Source organism: Roseovarius sp. MS2 (assembly GCF_051447875.1).
GTDB classification, from domain to species: Bacteria; Pseudomonadota; Alphaproteobacteria; order Rhodobacterales; family Rhodobacteraceae; genus Roseovarius; species Roseovarius mucosus_A.
This window is the reverse complement of sequence record NZ_JBKHVF010000001.1, coordinates 1,384,474-1,403,193: the sequence shown is the minus strand read 5'-3', so window position 1 is coordinate 1,403,193 and position 18,720 is coordinate 1,384,474. Positions and strand designations below refer to the sequence as shown.

The window sequence follows — 18,720 nt, the reverse complement described above, 5'->3', positions numbered from 1 at the left end:
GTCCTGCGCGGGCGATGATCCTGTTCGGGTCAGGTGCCAGACTTGATCTTGGTCCAGAGGCGGGTCACGGTCCGCTGCACGCCGGCGTCATAAGGCGTGGTTGTGAAGAGGTTGTTCAACGCCTCTTCCGACGGATAGATCGCCGGGTCGCCGATCACATCTTCGATCAGAAACTCTTGGCTCGCCTTGTTACCATTCGCGTAATAGACATAGTTCGACGCGGCGGCCATGTTCTGTGCGTCCATGATGAAATTCAGGAACACATGCGCGCCTTCGGGATTGGGGGCATCGACCGGGATCGCCATTTGGTCAAACCACATCTGCGCCCCTTCTTTGGGTGCGTTGTAGACGATCTCGACGCCATTGTCGGCCTCTGCCGCGCGGTCACGCGCCTGAAGAATATCGCCGGACCAACCAACAGCCACACAGATATCGCCATTGGCGAGCGCGTTGATATATTCTGAGCTGTTGAATTTCTGGATATGCGGACGCACAGCCATCAACACGTCCTCGACCTTGCCAATCACATCGGGATCATGGCTGTTGGGGTCTTCACCGATGTATTTCAGGGCCATCGGGATCATCTCGGCGGGCGCATCAAGGAAGTGCACGCCGCATTCTGCCAGCTTGGCCATGTTGTCGGGGTTCAACACCAGTTCGAGGCTATCGAGCGGTGCATCCTCACCAAGCAATTCCTTGACCTTTCCGACATTCGCGCCGATGCCGGTGGTGCCCCACATGTAGTTGATGGAATAGGCGTTATCAGGGTCGTACTGAGCCGTGCGGCTGCTCACCACGTCCCACATGTTGGCATGGTTCGGAAGCTTGGAGAGGTCCAGTTTCTGGAACGCACCAGCCTGAATCTGACGCTGCAGAAAGGTGCCAGAGGGCACAACAACGTCATAGCCCGAACCACCTGCGAGCATTTTGGTTTCCAAAACCTCGTTGCTGTCGAAGACGTCATAGATCAACTTGAGGCCCGTATCTGCCTCGAACTTTGTCAGCAACTCTTCGTCGATGTAATCAGACCAGTTATACACCCTTACTTCTTGGGCCTGCGCGGCAAAAGCGCCAAGCGCGACAGCGGCTGTTGTGGTCAGTATCAGATTTCTCATCATGTTCTCCCGTTGGTCGGCATGTGTCTGCCTTAGTGCGGATTTGATCAAAAATTTCCGCTCATGGCAATATGGTAATGTTTTCATGCACAGGCTAAACTCGCAAGGCCGGACATTGAGATGCCTGATTGGATTGCCTTGCCGATGACCACCGCCGCACAGAAATTCAGCACGATCGACGGGGATTTAACGCGCCTTCCGGCGCATGAGTTGATCTATCGGCAATTGCGCGATCTGGTCTTGTTTGGTGATTTGGCACCGGGAGAGGCCGTAACTATCCAAGGACTCTCGGAACGTTTGGGCGCAGGGATGACCCCCGTGCGCGAGGCCATACGCCGCCTGATTGCGGAGGGCGCGCTAGAATTTCAAGGCAATCGCCGGGTCTCTGTGCCGCTGTTGACGGCCGATAACATCAGCGAATTGATTTATGCGCGACAATGGCTTGATCCCTATCTGACGCTGCGCGCGACCGAGCGGGCGAGCCTAGAGGATCTGGATTGGCTTGCGGGTCTGGACGACGAGCTGGATCGCGCGATTCTACGCGGTGATTTGCGCGCTTACCTAGAACTGAACTATCGCTTCCACAAACGGCTGTATGAAATCGCACAGGCGCCTATTTTGGCTGATGTGGCCGATGGGCTCTGGCTTCGGTTTGGGCCATCGCTCCGCGTGGTTTGCGGGCGCATGGGCACGCAGAACCTGCCAGACAAGCACAAGGATATGCTCGCCGCGATGCATGCCCGCGATGCAGAGGCCGCCGCCCGCGCCATTCGCGAGGACGTGATCCAAGGAATGGAACAAGTTCGCCATTCCCTAGAGCGATCGGGCGCGCTCTACTGATTCGATTGACACTGGATAATTTGATCATATTTTTGAAGTGAGGGTCGCGCATGCGTGGCCGAACCGATTCGGGAAAGGGAATGCCATGACGATGATCACCAACCATATGCCGACCGCAGAGTTGCAGGCGCTGGACGCCGCACACCACATGCACCCCTTTACCCATGGCAATCAACTGAGCGCCAAAGGCGCACGGATCATCACCCGAGCCAAAGGCGTGACCCTGACCGACAGCGAGGGGCATGAGATCCTCGACGGTATGGGCGGGCTTTGGTGCGTGAATATCGGCTATGGGCGCAAAGAGCTGGCAGATGTCGCAGCGCGGCAGATGATGGAATTGCCGTTCTACAACACGTTTTTCCAGACGAGCCATGTGCCCGCCATTGCGCTCTCGGCCAAGCTGGCAGAGCTGGCACCGGAGGGGTTCAACCATGTGTTCTATGCCGGGTCCGGATCTGAGGCGAATGATACCAACCTGCGCATGGTCCGTACCTATTGGGCCCAGTTGGGCGAGCCCGAGCGCAACGTGGTCATCAGCCGCAAGAATGCCTATCACGGCTCTAGCGTGGGCAGCGGTAGTCTTGGGGGCATGTCCGGCATTCACGCACAGGGCGGCCTACCTATTCCCAACATCTACCATATCGACCAGCCGCATTGGTATGCCGAGGGCGGCGATAGCGACCCCGAAGCATTCGGCCTGGAACGCGCCCGACAGTTGGAGGCCAAGATCGAGGAATTGGGCGCGCACCGCGTCGCCGCATTCATCGCAGAGCCAGTGCAGGGCGCGGGTGGCGTGATCATTCCGCCCGACAGCTATTGGCCCGAGATTCAGCGGATTTGCGATAAATACGGCATCCTCCTGATTGCCGACGAAGTGATCTGTGGGTTTGGCCGCACCGGCAACTGGTTCGGTAGCCAGACCTATGACATCCGTCCCGATATCATGACCATCGCCAAGGGTCTGAGTTCTGGGTATGCGCCGATTGGCGGCTCTCTTGTGTCGGATCGGGTGGCCAAGGTGATCAACGCCTGCGAATTCAACCACGGCTACACCTATTCGGGGCACCCGGTGTCCTGTGCCGTTGCATTAGAGAACCTGCGCATTCTCGAAGAGGAAAAGATCATCGAGCGCGTGGCGCATGACACCGGGCCGTATCTCCAAGAAAAGTGGAACTCTCTGGCAGAGCACCCGATGGTTGGTGAAACCCGGATTATCGGCATGATGGGGTCGCTGGCGCTGACCCCGCACAAAGCGAGCCGCGCCAAGTTTGCGTCCGAGCCGGGCACCGCAGGCTATATCTGTCGCGAGCGGTGTTTTGCCAATAATCTGGTGATGCGCCATGTAGGCGACCGTATGATCATATCGCCGCCACTTGTGATCTCGAAGTCCGAAATCGACACGCTGATCGAACGGGCGTGGATATCGCTCGATCAAGCGGAAAAGCAAATCCGCGATGAAGGCTTGATGAAGGCCGCCGCCTGAGGCGGAATTACGATGTGGCCGGGCGCAACACGCGCCCGGTCAGCATGAGATGCGTGGCCATTGCACCGATCCACATGCAGGTCACGGCCACCCATGCAGTCAGAGCGAATATCGCCCCACCCGACATGCCCGCACCCACCGCACAGCCGCCCGCAAGCATGCTGCCAAAACCCATCAGCGCAGCCCCGATCAGATAACGCTCCATCGGGGTGTCGGGACCAAACCGCTCGATCTTCCATTCGCGGGTTAGGATGGCCATGGTGGCGGCACCGGTAAACACCCCCGGCACAAGGCCCACACCAAAACCAAGCGGCAGGCTGGTGCTGTTGACCAATCCCATCAGCGTATCTGTGGACGGGCCCGTAAAGGTAACAGAAGAGATTTCGACCACCTCGAACGAGGTCTGGGCAATGGCATAGGTCAGCAGCCAGCCAAGACCCACCGCACAGCCAACCAGAGCGGCGGCAAGGGCGTGGCTGAAACGCACGTCGCGCTGAAACGCTAGAAAACACCCCGCCGCCAGAACCAGTGCCGCGATCAGTGCCGCCATGCCCGGGCTCATACCGAGGAGTGACAGAATATTGCGCGGCTCACCCCCTGGCATCAGCCAAAGGCTTGCCAATGCCTCACGCGAGGGGGCCAGAATACCCCGCAGCGCCGATTGCGCCACGAGTGTCAGAACAAGGCCGGTTATAATGGCGCGCAAGTTGCCGGTGGCAGAGAGCACAAGCAAACGGCTGGCACAGCCGCGCGCAAGGATCATGCCCGCCCCGAACATCAGGCCACCGATAATGGCCCCCGACATACTGCCCGTGGCTGCCAGTGGTCGCGCCTCTGAAACGTCAAGCAGGCCAAGCGCAATTGCCCCTTGCACCGAGGCGACACCAGCCGAAAACGCGATAAGCCAGATCGAGAGGCGTGGCCCGAACCTGCGTTCTGCCACCTCGATTGAGGCGGCACGCAGACAAAACCGGGAATGTTGGGCGGCGGCACCAAAGAGAACGCCGACCAAAGCGCCCGCCATGGCCAGAACCGCCCCGTCGCCAAATCTGTCTATCAAGGATTCAAGCATATGCCGCCCTGCGATGAAAGATGTGACCAGATATTAAGTCAGGGGTCTACACGCCTTGATATGCGTCAATCGGACCGCCGAAGCAGCCCGATTGCACTCGCTTATTGCAGCGCCTCTTGAACAATATCGTCCAGCATCGCCTGCACCTTTTGCATCTCGCCCTCTGGGTAGTTGCGATAGCCGATCAAGACCTCGCCGCCCTGATCGGCGACAAAGATACCATAGGGGCAGTGGGCGATGTTCATGGGGTCTGCCTCCATCACCTCGCGCGAGAGAGTGGCGGAACAGAACAGAAAGATATCCGCTGCGTCGAAGATTTTGACATCGCTGCCCACATCTGCGCCGGTGCGGTTCAACATGTCACCCACGTGGCTTTGCAGGTCAATGACCAGCCCGCGACCGACAATGGCGCTTTCGACGGCAAAGGTTGCATCGTCAAAGCTGCCGTCAAAGGGATAGGTGGTGGCCTGCTCTGCTGCCGCGGCGGGCAGCGAAATCAGGGCCAGAGCACCAGCCAGAACTGTGCGTTTCAATGGAAATCTCCTCTTTCAGAGTGGCGATCGCGCGTATTCAGTTGAACATGTCCGTGGTGATCCCGGCATACCAGCCGACAGATTCCTCATAGGTTGCCTTGCGGGTCACAGCATCCTCGCCAGTCTGCGAAACGAAACCGTCGACCTTGGCGATCTTTTCCGGTGTTGCCTCGTATGTAGCGCCAACCTTGACGCCATCATCAGGGGCGATGAGCGACCAGCAGGTGTTGGTGAACTTGGCTGGAAAGACCTTGGAGCCGGTCAGCGCACCGCGCACCGCCATGGCGCAGACCTTGGCCTGAGAATTGGCGGCAAAGCCTGATTTTGGCATATCGCCCTGTTGGGCCGCATCGCCCAGAACATGCACGTCCGGGTCCGCCTTGGAGGACATATCCGCGGCATTGACAGGCGCCCAATTGCCATCGGTGACGCCCGCCATATCGGCAATACGTCCGGCCTTTTGCGCCGGGATGACATTGCAAACGTCCACCTTTTCGACCGATCCGTCGATGTCCACGGTCATCGCCTCGGGATCGACGGTCACGTTTGTTGCGCCGAAATCCGGGCCGACCCGCTCGATCATGCCGCTGTAGTGGCGTTCCCAGCCTTCCTCGAACAGCGCCTGTTTCGAAAATGTCTCTTTTGGATCGACCAGCAGAATCTTGGCGGTTGGGTTGGTTTGCTTGAGCACATGCGCCACCATGGAAATCCGCTCATAGGGCCCCGGAGGGCAGCGGAACGGGTCGGGCGGGGCGACCATGGCAAAGCGTCCGCCCTGCGGCATCGCCATGATCTGCGTCTTGAGAAGTTCGCTCTGCGATCCGGCCTTGTAGGCGTGAGGCATCTTGTTCTGCGCGGCAACGGACCAACCGGGCACGGCGCCCTCGACGAAATCAATGCCGGGGCTGAGGATCAGTTTGTCATAGGACAGAACCGCGCCCCCCGCGAGGCTGACGGTTTTGGCATCCCGGTCCACATCAACGGCCCAGTCATGCACGACGTTGATCCCGTATTTGGCTGCAAGTGTGCCATAGGTGTGGGAAATCTCGTCTAGCTCGGTGAAACCGGCGATATAAAGGTTGGAAAAGTAGCAGGTGAAATAACTGCGCGAGGGCTCGACCAGGGTCACATCAATCGCGCCCTTGCTGTCCTTGGCGATATAGCGCGCGGCGGTGGCCCCGCCTGATCCGCCACCTATCACCACGACACGGGGCTTGCCGTGGGTATCGGCAAGGACATGCGGTGCCGAAAGGGTCGCAGCGGTTGCCGCGCCAACGGCAATAAACTTGCGTCGGTTAAAGGTCATTTTCAGTCCTCCCTGAATGGACCTCGGTTCAGTCGAGGTCCTTGAAATAGGCCGCCAATGCCGCGATCTCCTCGTTCGACAGGCGTCCGGCCATCATCTGCATCACCGGGTGGGGACGCAGTTTGTCTTTGTAGGCGTGCATGGCGACCACGAAATCCTCTTCGGGCCAGCGGGTAATGGATGGGATCCCGTCGCTAGAGCCATCGGCCTGATGACAGCTTACGCATTCGCTAGACAGGTATTCGCCATATTCGGGGTCGCCCTGAATCGCCAGAATTGCGGGATCAACGGTATGATCCGTGCCCCGCGCGGTTGGAGCGGCCTCGGGGATATTTGCGGGGCTTGCAGAAAAGCGGCGCAGATAGGCCATAAGATCCGCACGGTCCTGCGCGTCCTTCATGCCGCGATAGCTCATGCGGGTTTTAGACACGAGCGCGCGGGGATTTTCGATATAGGCGTCGAGCGTGTCAAAGCCCCATATCAGCCCATCAACCCCAGCGCGCTGCATTGAGGCGGAATAAGCAAAGCCTTCGTGCGACGCGACACGCCGCCCGAAGAGGCCATTGAGATGGGGGCCGATCCGGTCCTCGGCCCCCTTCCCGATTTCATGACAGCCTTTGCACTGCCCATAGAGCGTCTCACCAGCCTCTGCGTCACCCACCAATTCGGCCTGCGCTGCGCCTGCCGCGAAAACAGCGGTCAGGGCAATGAGCAAGAGGCGGCGCGCTATCATGGCCTCAGTCTACTTACTGAAACTTGAAAGATAAGCTGAAATTGCCGTGAGGTCCTCATCCTTTTTGAGGCCTGCAAAGCTCATTTTGGTGCCTTTCATAAAGCCACGTGGATTGGCGAGAAACGCGATCAGCGTTTCATCTGTCCAGATCAGGCCATCCGCCGCCATGGTTTGCAGCACGTCAGAGTATTTGAACCCTTCCACCGACCCCGCCGCACGCCCCATAACCCCGTTTAGCATCGGGCCAACGCGGTTGCTGGCACCTTCGCCAACCTGATGACAAGCGCTACATTTCTTGAAGACCTTTTCGCCGGCAGCGATAAGGGCCGGATCAATTTCATCCACCTCGGCAGCGGCCGTGGTCGCCTCCTGCTCCGTGGTGGCCTCGGCCACGTCGACAGGCTCTGCTGCGCTCGCCTCGTCTGGGACGGACTGTTCGTCTGGCGTCACATCCAGAACGGTGGCGTGCATCGTGATTTCGACACTTTCCTTGCAGTTCTCCATGCAAGGATCGCCGTGCCAGATCGCATATTCAGTCTCGGCGCGGTCATCGACGATGAAGCCGCCCGCGTTGGGCAATTCCACATCCAAGAAATTCTCGTGGCTCAGCTCAAAGTCATCCTCCACGAGGTTGTTGGAGTAGAGGATATAGGCAACGATGGCATAGACCTCATCCGGTGTCAGGCTCTGCGCGTTGCCAAAGGGCATGGAGCGGTTGACATAGTCAAACACGGTCGAGAGATAGGGCCAGTAGGAGCCCACCGTCTTGAGCGGGTCGTCACGGTCAAGCGTATCGGCACCACCAGCCAGTTTGGGCCAGTTGCCAATACCTTCAGCGAAATCGCCATGGCAGACCGCGCAATGCTCGCCAAAAACCTCGTCGCCGGTCCAGACGTCGCCCGATCCTTCGGGAAGACCGCGCCCGTCTGGCATGACCTTAACATCCCAAGCCGCGATCTCTTCGGGTAGGGCGGGCCGCCCTAGGCCGTATTCACCCGCCCAGAGAGCAGTTGCCGTGGCGCTGAGAGCAAACCCTGTGACCAACGTAAACTTAAGAAACTTCGACATTTTCTGCCTCCCCATTGGGCCGCACCCACCATGTCTGAATACAGTTGTTGTGATAGACCGAGTTAAGACCGCGCACCTCGCGCAGTTGCGCCTTGGTCGGCTGGATATATCCGGTCTCGTCCATCGCACGGCTCTGGAGCAGCATTTCTTCGCCGTCCCATGTTGTGTCGAGGTAGAAACGGGTCAGCGCCTTGGCCTCGCCCGGTTTGGCGAGACGGGCAGTTTCCCAGGTCTTGCCACCATCCTTGGACACGTCCACGCGCGTGATCGCACCATGACCGGACCAAGCAAGACCAGTGATCACGAGCGGGCCTTTGCCATGCTTGATCGGCGATTGCGGACTGGGCGAGGTGATGACCGATTTGGCATCCATCACCCAAGTCCACTTGCGGCTTGTGCCATCCTCGAGCGTGTCGGTGTATTTGCTGGTTTCTTCGCGGCTTTCGACAGCGGCGTCGGTCACTTCGATGCGACGCAACCACTTGACCCACATATTGCCTTCCCAACCGGGTACGACAAGGCGAACGGGGTATCCATGTTCTTTGCGCAGCGCCTCGCCATTGGCCTTGAACGCAACAAGGCAGTCGCCAAGCGCTTTGGCCATGGGGATCGAACGGCCATTGGAAGACGCATCCGCGCCCTCGACATAAACCCATTTATCCTTGAGATCACCCGCCGCGTCCAATCCGGCCTCTTCCAGCAAGGTGCGCAGGGAGACGCCGGTGTATTCCATGTTGTGGATCATGCCATGGGTGAACTGTGCGCCGTTCAGTTGTGCGCCCGCCCATTCCATGCCGGTGTTGGCCGCACATTCGCAGAAGTAAACGTGGTTCTCGCGTGGGAAACGCTCAAGATCCTCGTAGGTAAAGACCAGCGGCGTATCAACAAGGCCGTTGATCATCAGGCGATAGTCCTCTTTCTTGAGGTCGATTGCGCCGGAATGGTGCCGCTCGAACGCGCAGCCCTGCGGTGTGATCGTTCCGTCGAGCGCGTGAATGGGGGTAAAATTGATCGAGCTGATCGGATCGGCGGTGAGCCACGGCACATTGCGCCGCACCACGTCCGCCTCATATTCAATGGGCAGGCCATAGGGGGTGGCATCAACCCCATCGCCAAGGCTGATAGCCCAATCCTGCACTTCGGTAATCAGTGGATCTGGGGTGGCGGCCTGTGCCGCACCCGCCGCGACGGCCCCAGCCGCCGCTGCCACGCCACCGCGCAAAAAGGCGCGCCGGGAGGTGGGTTTGCCTTTGAATGTCCCTGACATCTCAAATGCCTCCTTTCAGCAAGTCGTTACGCGCCAATCACTTGGACGCTGTTATTGGGGGCGACACTGACCGTGCCGAGTTTGCGAATGTGATTTTCGACCACGTCCCAGATTTCTGGGCCTTCGGTGTTTTCATTGACCGAAGCCCAACCGGCGACGACATAGGATTTCGCCGGATCAATCGCCTCGCCGGTCTTGAGCAAGGTCATATCGCTGATCCGGCTGCCCTGCGGCTGGTTGATGTCGATCCGGTATCCCATGCCACCGATGCGCACCATATCGCCGCCCTGCTGGTAATAGGGGTCGGGGTTAAAGATGTTGTCGGCCACGTCTTCGAGAATGACCTTGATGAATTCGCCTGTCATTTCAGAGCGATAGGCTTTGCCATAGGTCATTGAGGTGACATTGAAGATATCCTCGCGGGTGATGTCCTGACCGGGGATCAGGCTTGGCCCCCAGCGAACACCGGGGGACATGGCGATATCGGCCTCACGCTCGGACAAAAGCGCGTCACAGATCAGATCATCCCACGTGCCGTTGAAATTGCCGCGCCGGTAGAGCAGGCTGTCGGTCTTGCCAATCACCTCGGTCAATTGATCGAGATAGGGCGCACGTTGTTCCTCGATGAGGGCGGCCACCTCTTTGTCAGGCTCGATCACATCCGAGAAGATCGGGATCAGCTTGTGGCGAAAGCCCATCATCCGGCCATCGCGAACATCAAGATCAACGCGGCTCACGAATTTGCCGTTGGAACCAGAGGCGACGATGATCGTCTCACCAACCAGAACGGGCTCTGGCAGGGCGTCATGGGTGTGGCCTGACAGGATCACGTCGATGCCGGTTACACGGCTTGCCATCTTCTTGTCCACGTCAAAACCATTGTGGCTAAGGCAAACTACGAGTTCAGCACCTTGGCCGCGCACCTCGTCCACCATGGCCTGCATATTCTCATCGCGGATACCAAAGCTGTATTCCGGGAACATCCAGCCGGGGTTGGCAATGGGCATATAAGGAAAGGCCTGACCAATAACGGCGATCTTGACGCCGCCCCGCTCGAAGAACTTGTAGGGTGGGAAGATCTCGACCGGCTCGTCCCATTCCGCGTCAAAGATGTTCTGTCCAAGCGCAGCAAAGGGCAGGCTTTCGACGATTTCCTGAACGCGGGCGGACCCAAGGGTGAATTCCCAGTGAAAGGTCATCGCGTCGGGCTTGAGCGCGTTCATGACATTGACCATGTCTTGGCCTGCTGTGTGGTAGCAGGTGTATGACCCATGCCATGTGTCGCCACCATCGAGTAGAATGGCATCAGGGCGGTCGGCACGAATGGCATTGATCACCGTCGCCATCCGGTCCAGCCCGCCAACCTTGCCATAGGTCTGCGCAAGCGCGCTGAAATCGCCAGCGGACAGGGCATAATGCGAGGCGCTGCCATCGTCGATGCCATAGAGCTTGCGGAAGTCTGCGCCTGTAACATGCGGCACGGCCCCCTTGTTTCCACCCACGCCGATATTGATCGACGGCTCTCGGAAGTAGATCGGTTTGAGTTGGGCGTGAATGTCGGTGATGTGGATCAGGCTGACATTACCAAAGGTGTCGAATTGCAACAGTTGGTCCTGAGTGAGCGCCTGTTGAGCCGCCAGTTTCGCCCAATTGCCAAAGGAAGACGCCCCAAGAATGGCTGACGCCGCCATGCTTGTCTGAAGAAAATCACGCCGCGAGATCATGGTGGACCTTTCCAACTCCCGCACTTATCACATGCGGATTCTTGAATGTTTTTGGATATAGAAAACCCCGCCGACTGAAAGTCAGGCGGGGTATTCCGGTTAGTTTCGGATCGACGGGCCTTCGACCGACAGACCGTTGCCGCGCGACGCGACATAGAGCTCGAGCGCGATGAACTCGGGGCTGCCAACAGCAAAGGTTTCGCCGCGCGTGTCGCGGATACAGCCTCGGAAGCGGTTTTGAACGCCGACCAACGCAGCATCCTTGAGGCGGTAGGCGGGGAAGGCGTTGATCTGACCCTGACTCAGGTGATCGGCCCGGATCATGTTGCCATAATTCTGCTCGTGACAATTGGCGCAAGACAGTTCGAGCTGACCGTAACGGGTATAGTACATTTCCTTGCCCAGCTCCCAAGTCGCCTGAGCCGGGCCATCAATTGCAACGTTAACCGGCAATCCGCGCGAGACAGAGGCGAGCAGCGCGGTCATGTTGATCATCTCGGTCCCGCTGTATTTCCACTGTTCTGCGCCCATACGCTCGGTCCGGCAGCCGTTGACCTGCATTTCAAGCGTGCGCACTTCGCCAGCGGTCTCGTTCCACTTGGGATAGACGGCGCGTACGCCCTTCATGCTCTCGGCGGCATCACCATGACAGCTTGCGCAAGATTTGCCTTCGGTGCCTTCGGCGGTTTCCCACGCTGTCATCGCATTCTCAACAAAGATCATGCCGGGATTGTCGAAATCATCGGCTTGCATGGCGCGGGTTTCCGCTTCGCGGAAATGCCACCCTGACAAGACTTCATCAACACTGTCTGCAAGATGCGCAGGGGCTGCGGTGCGGGTGATAATCTCGATTTCTTCGTTCACGATCAGCGTGTCATCCACAGCTTCGGCAAAGGCCGCCCCTGCCAAGAGCGCCGTTGCGCCGATCAGACCGGTAATCCGTCCTGTTCTTTTCATTCTCGTCCCTCCCTTGACGATTGACCCTTACTTCAACTCGATTGGCTTGATGTCCTCGTAAACCGAGCCGTCGTCGTCGTACCAAGTGAACTTGAATTCACCGGCTTCGGGCACGATGGCCGCGAATTCGATGTAAGGGTTGGTCGAGATTGCGGGTTCCATCGTCACGTCGACGATGCTCTGTCCGTTGAACTCGCAGGTGAACCGATTGATGATAGAGCGCGGAATGATATTGCCTTCTTTATCCTTGCGCTGACCGGATTCCATCGGGTGGCTGATCAAGGTCTTGATCGCAATCGCTTCGCCAGCGGCTGCGGATTTCGGAACCTTGACGCGGGGTGTGACGTCTTGTGCCATTCTGGTTTCTCCTACCTATGCCTCAGCCGCCGCAGCCGCCGATTGTAACCTTGACGTTGCTCGATGCCTTGGCAAAAGAGCCGTCGCTCATCTTGGCAATCGCCACCACGTCCTGCGTGCCTGCAAGACGAATGCGCGTGGATGCGGTTTGCGATGCGGCCAAGGGGCCGAATTTGAAGGTCGCAACACCGGGGGTCGGGTTGCCCATAGCCAGCACAAGGATTTCAACGGCACCTGGGGCCGCAACCTCGATCGGCACGGTATTGCCATTCTCGGCGATTTCGGGGGCGGTCAAGGTGATCCCGCTATCGGCAATAGCGGCACCTCCGGTGAATTCGGCGATGCGATCCTCGCCTGCTGCGGTGGCGCGCATGGGCAAGCCAAAGGCGACAAAGGCGCCTGCCCCCATGATCATCACGTTGCGTCGTGTCAGTGTCATGTTTTCAAACTCCTGATCTTGGTCACGCTGTCTGGCGCGATTACTCTTTGAGGGTCACCAGATAAGCGACCACATCTTCAACTTGCTGTGCGGTGAGGAGGGGGCCGAATGTGCTGTCAGCCGCTTCGCCGGTAAAGGCGTTGCCCGGTCGCGTATACCCGTCCGTCCGATAGAAAGACGGCATCAGCGAGTCAGGGAACATCATCTTGGCGTTGGCCACGATGCCACGCAGTTCGGCTTCGCTCCACCGGGAACCCGTACCATCCAGCATGGGCCCGATTTCACCATGAAACGGAACGTCACTCATCTCGGTGATCTGATGACAGGCAACGCAATTGCCCAACGCTCGGTTGGCCAACACCTCACGGCCTGCCACCGGGTCACCGACCGTGCCGCTTAATGAGTCTGTTATGGCCCCATCGGTAAACTTGACATCCGTCGGCGCAACTTCGGCCGCTGACGCGCTCATTGTCGCGCATATCAGCGACACCGTGAGAATTGATCGTTTCATGCGTCCTCCCTAACACATTCAGATTTTTGTATATCATAGAACACAATCGCGCGCTCACACAACAATAAATTCGTATTCTTGAATTTAATGTGTTCCCGCGCGTGTTCTCACTGCGATTTCTCAGCCTCCCGTTCGGCGATGCGGCGTGCATGATAGCGTTGGAAATCTTCCTCAGTATCAAGCGCATAGCGCTTTTCTTGCACCCAAGTGAGCAGATCCAACGTGGTGCCCGGACCAAAGGCGCCGGGCATCATTGCCACCGCCGCCTGTGCCGCTGTCTGATCCTCTGCCACCTCTTCTGGCAGGAACAGAATCGACGGCGTAAAGAGCAGGCCCCATTTACGCGCCGCCTGTTTCTCGCTCAGCGACTCGCCATCGAAATCGATCACTTCCAGATCACCATGCAGATTGAGCTGCACGACAAAGAAGTTCTCGCGAATGAAATCGGCAATCTCGGGGCGGGGAAACACCTCTTCGTGCATCTTGGTGCAGTAAATGCAGCCGCGCTGCTCGATCATCACCATCAGCCTTTTGCCCTCGGCGTTGGCATCCTCCAAATCCTCGCGCAGGTCCTTGAAGGTGTCACGCATCCAGTCGGTCTTGTGCAGGCCATCATCGCCCAATTCCGCCGCAGCGACCGGCAGAGAAAACAGGACGGCGGCCAGCAGGGTCAAAACTCGGTTCATCTTGGTCCTCCTCGATTAGATGTTTTGGAAGGCTGGGAATGTCTCCAGCATCCATTGGGCGATGTAATTGACGCTGTCGGTGGCAATGAGTGCGGCGAAGACGATCAGTAGCAGCCCCATCGCCTTTTCGACCTTGGGCAGGTGGCGGCGGAATTTCGAAGCAAAGCGCAGAAACGGCCCGATAAAAAGCGAGGCCACCATGAAGGGCGTGGTCATGGCCAGACCAAACACCAAGAGCAGCACCAGCCCTTTCATCGCCGTGGCCTCGGTGCTTGCAGTGAAAACCACGGCTGTCAGCACACCGCCCACACATGGCGTCCAACCTGCGGCAAAGGCAAAGCCAACCACATAGGCGCCAAGCACCGACATGTTCCGGGTATCGCCCGCATCCATCTGAAACACCCGGTTAAGAAAGCCGATGCGCAGCACACCCAAAAAATGCAGCCCGAGGATCAGCACGACGAGCGCAGCAAAGAGGCGAAACTCGGTCTGAAAGCCGCGGAACGCCTGGCTGAGGCCAAAGGCGGCTGCCCCTAGCAAAACAAAGACAGTGATGATTCCCGCCGAGAACATTACCGATGCGGCAAAGGCACGGCGGCGCACGCCCGGGGCAAGACGGCCCTCGGCGCTGATCTCTGACATCGACGCTCCGGCCATGTAGCTGAGGTAAAATGGGACGATGGGCAGCACACAGGGCGAGAAAAAGACGATCAATCCCCCGACAAAGGCGCTGAGCAGAGAGACATCGAACATGGGGAATCCTTAGACGGGTTGATCCGCAAACATATTCAAACTATCATATGTTTTAGTCTGTCCGTCAATCGGAACACCGATGCGTATGCTTGCTACCTTTCTCGTCAGCCTTTTTCTGACATTCGGCCTGATGGGTCCGCTCTTGGCGGCAGAACTGGTCATGGTCGAGCGGCATGGCTGCCATTGGTGCGAGCGGTGGAATGCCGAGATTGGCCCGGCCTATCCCAAAACCATCGAGGGCACACGCGCGCCCTTGCGTCGGGTACAGATCAACGCGCTGCCCGAAGATATCGCCTTTTCCAGTCGCCCCATTTTTACCCCAACTTTTGTTCTGGTCGAGGACGGTCAGGAACTGGGCCGGATCGAGGGCTATGCGGGCGATGAATTCTTTTGGTTTCTGCTGACACAGCTTTTGGATGCGCATCCCGGCGCAACCAAAGCGCCGTGATTCCGATGCTACGCCGTGCTCCTCCTCCGCAACTGGATGTGTCGAACGAAAGCGTCGATGCGATGCTCGATCTGGCGCATACGGCGGCAGAGTTTCTCAAGGCAATCAGCCATGAGGGGCGGTTGATGATCCTCTGTCATCTCGCAACCGGTGAAAAGACAGTAACCGAACTTGAAGATCTGCTCTCGGCGCGACAGGCGGCCGTGTCACAACAACTCTCACGCTTGCGCTTGGAAGGGCTGGTTACACCACGACGTGAAGGCAAAGCCATCTATTACCGTTTGACAGACCGGCGCGCGATACAGATGCTCGAAACTGTCTACGATCTGTTTTGCAAGCAGCCGTGATTCACGCACCGCGGCCTTGCCAGCGTCAAACGGAGGAGCATCATGCCCGGTGGCATTTCTGAACCCCTGATGATCCTGATATTCGGCTTTGCGGGCGGCATGATACTTGGGCTTGCGGCGCGCATCGGACGATTCTGCACCTTGGGCGCGATTGAGGATCTGCTCTATCAGCAGAGCGATACGCGTCTGCGCATGTGGGGGCTGGCGATTGGGGTGGCGGGGATCACGGCCTTTGGGCTGGCTGGTCTGGGCCTCTTTGACATTTCAGCCAATGCCTATTGGATCACGCCTTGGTCGCCGCTGGCCAGTGTTTTGGGTGGGCTGCTCTTTGGCTATGGTATGTCGCTGGCTGGGAACTGCGGCTTTGGTGCGCTTGCGCGATTTGGCGGGGGTGATCTGCGGGCCTTTGTGATCGTGCTCGTGATGGGGATTTCAGCCTATGTGATGATGTCAGGCCCCTTTGCCCGGCTACGGATCATGGCGACAGAGGCGACAAGCCCTGCGTTTGAAAACCAGTCCTATGCGCAGATTCTGGGCGCGCTCACTGGGCTCCCGATGATCTGGGTCGGATTGGCGATTTCAGCGCTGATATGCCTAGCGGCGCTTGCCTCGCGCGACTTTTTACAGAACCGTCGGGCGCTCTTTTGGGGGGCGATGGTTGGGATTGCGGTCACATCGGGCTGGTTTGGCACCTCTTGGGTGGCCACGCATGGATTCATGCCGCAGCCAGTGCAAACGCATACATTCTCTGCGCCCCTCGGCGAGACTATCATCTTTCTGATGACCGCCAGCGGTGGTGGCCTCAGCTTTGGCGTGGCGTCGGTCTTTGGCGTGCTGGCCGGCGCGTTTTGCGGCAGCCTGATCAAAGGCCATTTCCGGTGGGAAGCCTGTGAGGACCCGAGGGAATTGCGGCGGCAGATGCTGGGCGCGGTCTGCATGGGCTTTGGCGCAGTGCTGGCCTTTGGTTGCACGGTCGGGCAGGGGATTTCCGCCTTTTCGGTGCTGTCCTTTAGCGCGCCGATCACCTTTGCCGCGATATTTGTGGGTGCGGCGATTGGCTTGCGCCAGCTCATCACCGGCTTTGCCTAATCACTCGCCACGGAATAGGGCACACGAGAGTGAAAGGCGCGGCTGGTGCCAAATACCCCACAGGGACGGATCGAGGCATACAGCCTCGCAAGATGCGCCTAGGCCAGAGATTGTGGGATAAGCATGATCCGAGCATAGCGCCCCCTGCCCTGCCTTGGCGTTGGCTTAGAGACGGTTAACAGGGAGCTTCAACATCGGGTTGCCCGCGCTATCACGGGGCAATTCGCCCGCGCGCATGTTGACCTGCAAGGACGGCAATATCAGCCGGGGCATGGCAAGCTGTGCGTCGCGCTCTGTGCGGAACTTCACGAAGTCTTCACGGGTCTTGCCGCCGCCTACATGGATGTTATGCGCCCTTTCCGCCCCGACGGTGGTTTCCCACTGAATATCGCGGCCGTTTGGGCCGTAGTCGTGGCACATGAAAAGACGCATGTCGTCGGGCAGGCGTAGAACCCTTTGGATGCTGTCATAGAGCTCACCCGCATCACCGCCGGGGAAATCCGCCCGCGCAGACCCACCATCAGGCATGAAGAGCGTGTCGCCAACAAAGGCGGCATCGCCCATCACATGCACCATGCAGGCGGGCGTGTGGCCGGGCGTGTGGATCGCAAGGCAGTTCATTTGGCCTACTTTATAGGTATCACCATCTTTGAACAAAGCATCGAACTGGCTGCCATCACGCTGAAACTCGGTGCCTTCGTTGAATATTTTGCCAAAAGTGTCTTGAACCACCAGAATCTTTTCACCAATTCCAATCTTGCCGCCCAGCTTCTGCTGAATATACGGCGCTGCCGAGAGATGATCGGCGTGGACATGGGTCTCGATGATCCATTCAAGCGTCAGGCCGTGATCCATAACATGGGCAATCATTGCATCGGCATGGGCATAGGTGATCCGCCCTGCTGCCATGTCGATATCCATCACGCTATCAATCACGGCACAGGCGCGCGATTCGGGGTCCTTAACCACATAGCTGATCGTATTCGTGGCCTCGTCAAAGAATGCTTTGACCTCTGGCTTGACGCCCATGTTCACGGGATAGTCGGTCATGCCGTTATCCTTTTGTCTGACTGTTTCGTTTGAATCATATTCGCCACCCAGATCCCGGACAAGAGCGCGGCTACAAAGGCCAGCACCTCGTATTTGCCAGAGCCAAGCGCCGGAATAGCCGCGCCGGGGCAAAATCCGGCGATGCCCCAGCCAAGGCCAAAGACCGCTGATCCCCCAATCAGACGGGTATCAATGACCGTCTTGGTGGGCAGCTTGAACTTTGGCTCGAGGATCGGCTTGGGGCGTCCGAGCACCACGCGGTAACCGACAAAGGTGGTAAGCAGCGCACCACCCATCACAAAGATCAAGCTTGGGTCCCATGTCCCGGCGATGTCAAAGAAGTTGAGCACCTTAGCCGGATTGATCATACCAGAGATGGCAATTCCCACGCCAAAAACAAGACCGACAAACAAGGCTGACAGAATGCGCATGGCTCAGGCTCCAATCACGTGACGCAGGACATAGACAGTCGCAAAGGCCACGACCATAAAGGTCAGCGTGGCTACGAATGACCGAGGCGAAAGCCGCGCAAGGCCGCAAACCCCATGACCCGAGGTGCAGCCAGACCCAAAGGTCACGCCGATGCCCACGATGAAGCCCCCAATCAAGATCATCGGCAAACTAATCGGCACCTCGACTGCGGGCATCTGCCCGGTCAGCCCCAGCACCAAAAGCGGTCCGGCGATCATGCCTACAACCATCGCCGCGCGCCAGATTTTATCGCCCGGCACCCCGCCGGCAATCAATCCCGACAGAATGCCAGTGGCCCCCATGATCCGACCTTGAAAAAACATCAGCAACACGGCTGACAAGCCGATCAACACACCGCCCGCGAATGACATTAGCGGGGTAAATTCAGTTTCGGTGCCTGTCATCTCTTTTCCTCTCTGGTCACGGCAAAACACCCGCCAGGGTGCCTGTGACGATTATATAAGATTTTTT

22 protein-coding genes are annotated in these 18,720 nt (G+C 58.3%); 5 read left to right on the top strand and 17 right to left on the bottom strand.

Annotated features, from left to right (window positions below; translation table 11 throughout):
• Positions 1-29 precede the first annotated feature (29 nt).
• Positions 30-1,118: a polyamine ABC transporter substrate-binding protein gene (locus tag ACLGGT_RS06940; RefSeq protein WP_008282802.1), complete on the bottom strand. Its 1,089-nt coding sequence runs from the start codon at positions 1,116-1,118 to the stop codon at positions 30-32.
• Between the two features lie 141 nt (positions 1,119-1,259).
• Between ACLGGT_RS06940 and ACLGGT_RS06935 the strand changes: the two genes are divergently transcribed.
• Both ACLGGT_RS06935 and ACLGGT_RS06930 read left to right on the top strand, forming a co-directional pair.
• Entirely contained in the window at positions 1,260-1,955 is a 696-nt protein-coding gene (locus ACLGGT_RS06935; RefSeq protein WP_037298730.1) for a GntR family transcriptional regulator, read from the top strand.
• Positions 1,956-2,040: 85 nt separating this feature from the next.
• Complete coding sequence (locus ACLGGT_RS06930) at positions 2,041-3,438, top strand: aspartate aminotransferase family protein (RefSeq protein ID WP_008282800.1); 1,398 nt, start codon at positions 2,041-2,043, stop codon at positions 3,436-3,438.
• A gap of 7 nt (positions 3,439-3,445) precedes the next feature.
• Here ACLGGT_RS06930 and ACLGGT_RS06925 read toward each other — a convergent pair whose 3' ends face one another.
• The 13 genes from ACLGGT_RS06925 to ACLGGT_RS06865 form a co-directional block, all read right to left on the bottom strand.
• Positions 3,446-4,510: a YeeE/YedE family protein gene (locus tag ACLGGT_RS06925; RefSeq protein WP_437195417.1), complete on the bottom strand. Its 1,065-nt coding sequence runs from the start codon at positions 4,508-4,510 to the stop codon at positions 3,446-3,448.
• A 101-nt stretch (positions 4,511-4,611) separates the two neighbouring features.
• Positions 4,612-5,043 (bottom strand): DUF302 domain-containing protein, encoded by a 432-nt coding sequence (locus ACLGGT_RS06920; RefSeq protein WP_437195416.1) that lies wholly within the window; start codon positions 5,041-5,043, stop codon positions 4,612-4,614.
• Between the two features lie 37 nt (positions 5,044-5,080).
• A complete protein-coding gene (locus tag ACLGGT_RS06915; protein WP_421999245.1) occupies positions 5,081-6,349 on the bottom strand; it encodes an FCSD flavin-binding domain-containing protein in 1,269 nt (422 codons plus the stop codon).
• A 28-nt stretch (positions 6,350-6,377) separates the two neighbouring features.
• Complete coding sequence (locus tag ACLGGT_RS06910; protein WP_008282796.1) at positions 6,378-7,082, bottom strand: c-type cytochrome; 705 nt, start codon at positions 7,080-7,082, stop codon at positions 6,378-6,380.
• A gap of 9 nt (positions 7,083-7,091) precedes the next feature.
• Positions 7,092-8,150: a c-type cytochrome gene (locus tag ACLGGT_RS06905; protein WP_437195414.1), complete on the bottom strand. Its 1,059-nt coding sequence runs from the start codon at positions 8,148-8,150 to the stop codon at positions 7,092-7,094.
• Positions 8,134-9,417, bottom strand: coding sequence for a sulfite dehydrogenase (gene soxC, locus ACLGGT_RS06900; protein ID WP_008282794.1), 1,284 nt, complete (start codon positions 9,415-9,417; stop codon positions 8,134-8,136). Before soxC ends, ACLGGT_RS06905 begins: the two co-directional genes overlap by 17 nt.
• Before the next feature lie 26 nt (positions 9,418-9,443).
• Positions 9,444-11,141, bottom strand: a complete 1,698-nt coding sequence (gene soxB / locus ACLGGT_RS06895) for a thiosulfohydrolase SoxB (protein WP_437195413.1) — start codon at positions 11,139-11,141, stop codon at positions 9,444-9,446.
• 99 nt (positions 11,142-11,240) lie between these two features.
• Positions 11,241-12,098 carry a sulfur oxidation c-type cytochrome SoxA gene (gene soxA, locus ACLGGT_RS06890; protein ID WP_081507220.1) on the bottom strand — a complete coding sequence of 286 codons (858 nt, stop codon included), beginning with the start codon at positions 12,096-12,098 and terminating at the stop codon, positions 11,241-11,243.
• A gap of 27 nt (positions 12,099-12,125) precedes the next feature.
• Positions 12,126-12,455 carry a thiosulfate oxidation carrier complex protein SoxZ gene (gene soxZ, locus ACLGGT_RS06885; protein ID WP_008282791.1) on the bottom strand — a complete coding sequence of 110 codons (330 nt, stop codon included), beginning with the start codon at positions 12,453-12,455 and terminating at the stop codon, positions 12,126-12,128.
• A 22-nt stretch (positions 12,456-12,477) separates the two neighbouring features.
• The gene (gene soxY / locus ACLGGT_RS06880; RefSeq protein ID WP_008282790.1) at positions 12,478-12,894 is read right to left on the bottom strand and encodes a thiosulfate oxidation carrier protein SoxY; all 417 of its coding nucleotides are present in this window, start codon (positions 12,892-12,894) and stop codon (positions 12,478-12,480) included.
• Between the two features lie 40 nt (positions 12,895-12,934).
• Positions 12,935-13,405, bottom strand: coding sequence for a sulfur oxidation c-type cytochrome SoxX (gene soxX, locus ACLGGT_RS06875; RefSeq protein ID WP_037298674.1), 471 nt, complete (start codon positions 13,403-13,405; stop codon positions 12,935-12,937).
• Positions 13,406-13,512: 107 nt separating this feature from the next.
• On the bottom strand, positions 13,513-14,091 hold the full coding sequence (locus ACLGGT_RS06870) for a thioredoxin family protein (protein WP_151977590.1): 579 nt from the start codon (positions 14,089-14,091) through the stop codon (positions 13,513-13,515).
• Between the two features lie 15 nt (positions 14,092-14,106).
• Positions 14,107-14,844, bottom strand: a complete 738-nt coding sequence (locus ACLGGT_RS06865; RefSeq protein ID WP_437195412.1) for a cytochrome c biogenesis CcdA family protein — start codon at positions 14,842-14,844, stop codon at positions 14,107-14,109.
• A 79-nt stretch (positions 14,845-14,923) separates the two neighbouring features.
• On the opposite strand from ACLGGT_RS06865, the gene ACLGGT_RS06860 reads away from it, so the two are divergent.
• The 3 genes from ACLGGT_RS06860 to ACLGGT_RS06850 all read left to right on the top strand — a co-directional run bounded on the left by ACLGGT_RS06860 (position 14,924) and on the right by ACLGGT_RS06850 (position 16,728).
• Complete coding sequence (locus tag ACLGGT_RS06860) at positions 14,924-15,292, top strand: hypothetical protein (protein WP_437195411.1); 369 nt, start codon at positions 14,924-14,926, stop codon at positions 15,290-15,292.
• A gap of 62 nt (positions 15,293-15,354) precedes the next feature.
• The gene (locus ACLGGT_RS06855) at positions 15,355-15,639 is read left to right on the top strand and encodes an ArsR/SmtB family transcription factor (RefSeq protein ID WP_375554764.1); all 285 of its coding nucleotides are present in this window, start codon (positions 15,355-15,357) and stop codon (positions 15,637-15,639) included.
• A 42-nt stretch (positions 15,640-15,681) separates the two neighbouring features.
• The gene (locus tag ACLGGT_RS06850; protein ID WP_151977586.1) at positions 15,682-16,728 is read left to right on the top strand and encodes a YeeE/YedE family protein; all 1,047 of its coding nucleotides are present in this window, start codon (positions 15,682-15,684) and stop codon (positions 16,726-16,728) included.
• A 165-nt stretch (positions 16,729-16,893) separates the two neighbouring features.
• On the opposite strand, the gene ACLGGT_RS06845 is transcribed toward ACLGGT_RS06850, so the two are convergent.
• Genes ACLGGT_RS06845 through ACLGGT_RS06835 form a run of 3 tightly spaced genes read right to left on the bottom strand, consistent with a single transcriptional unit; the run spans position 16,894 to position 18,653 of the window.
• Positions 16,894-17,778 carry an MBL fold metallo-hydrolase gene (locus ACLGGT_RS06845; RefSeq protein ID WP_008282783.1) on the bottom strand — a complete coding sequence of 295 codons (885 nt, stop codon included), beginning with the start codon at positions 17,776-17,778 and terminating at the stop codon, positions 16,894-16,896.
• On the bottom strand, positions 17,775-18,209 hold the full coding sequence (locus ACLGGT_RS06840; protein WP_081507225.1) for a DUF6691 family protein: 435 nt from the start codon (positions 18,207-18,209) through the stop codon (positions 17,775-17,777). Before ACLGGT_RS06840 ends, ACLGGT_RS06845 begins: the two co-directional genes overlap by 4 nt.
• Positions 18,210-18,212: 3 nt before the next feature.
• Positions 18,213-18,653: a YeeE/YedE family protein gene (locus tag ACLGGT_RS06835; RefSeq protein WP_219434854.1), complete on the bottom strand. Its 441-nt coding sequence runs from the start codon at positions 18,651-18,653 to the stop codon at positions 18,213-18,215.
• Between the last annotated feature and the right edge of the window lie 67 nt (positions 18,654-18,720).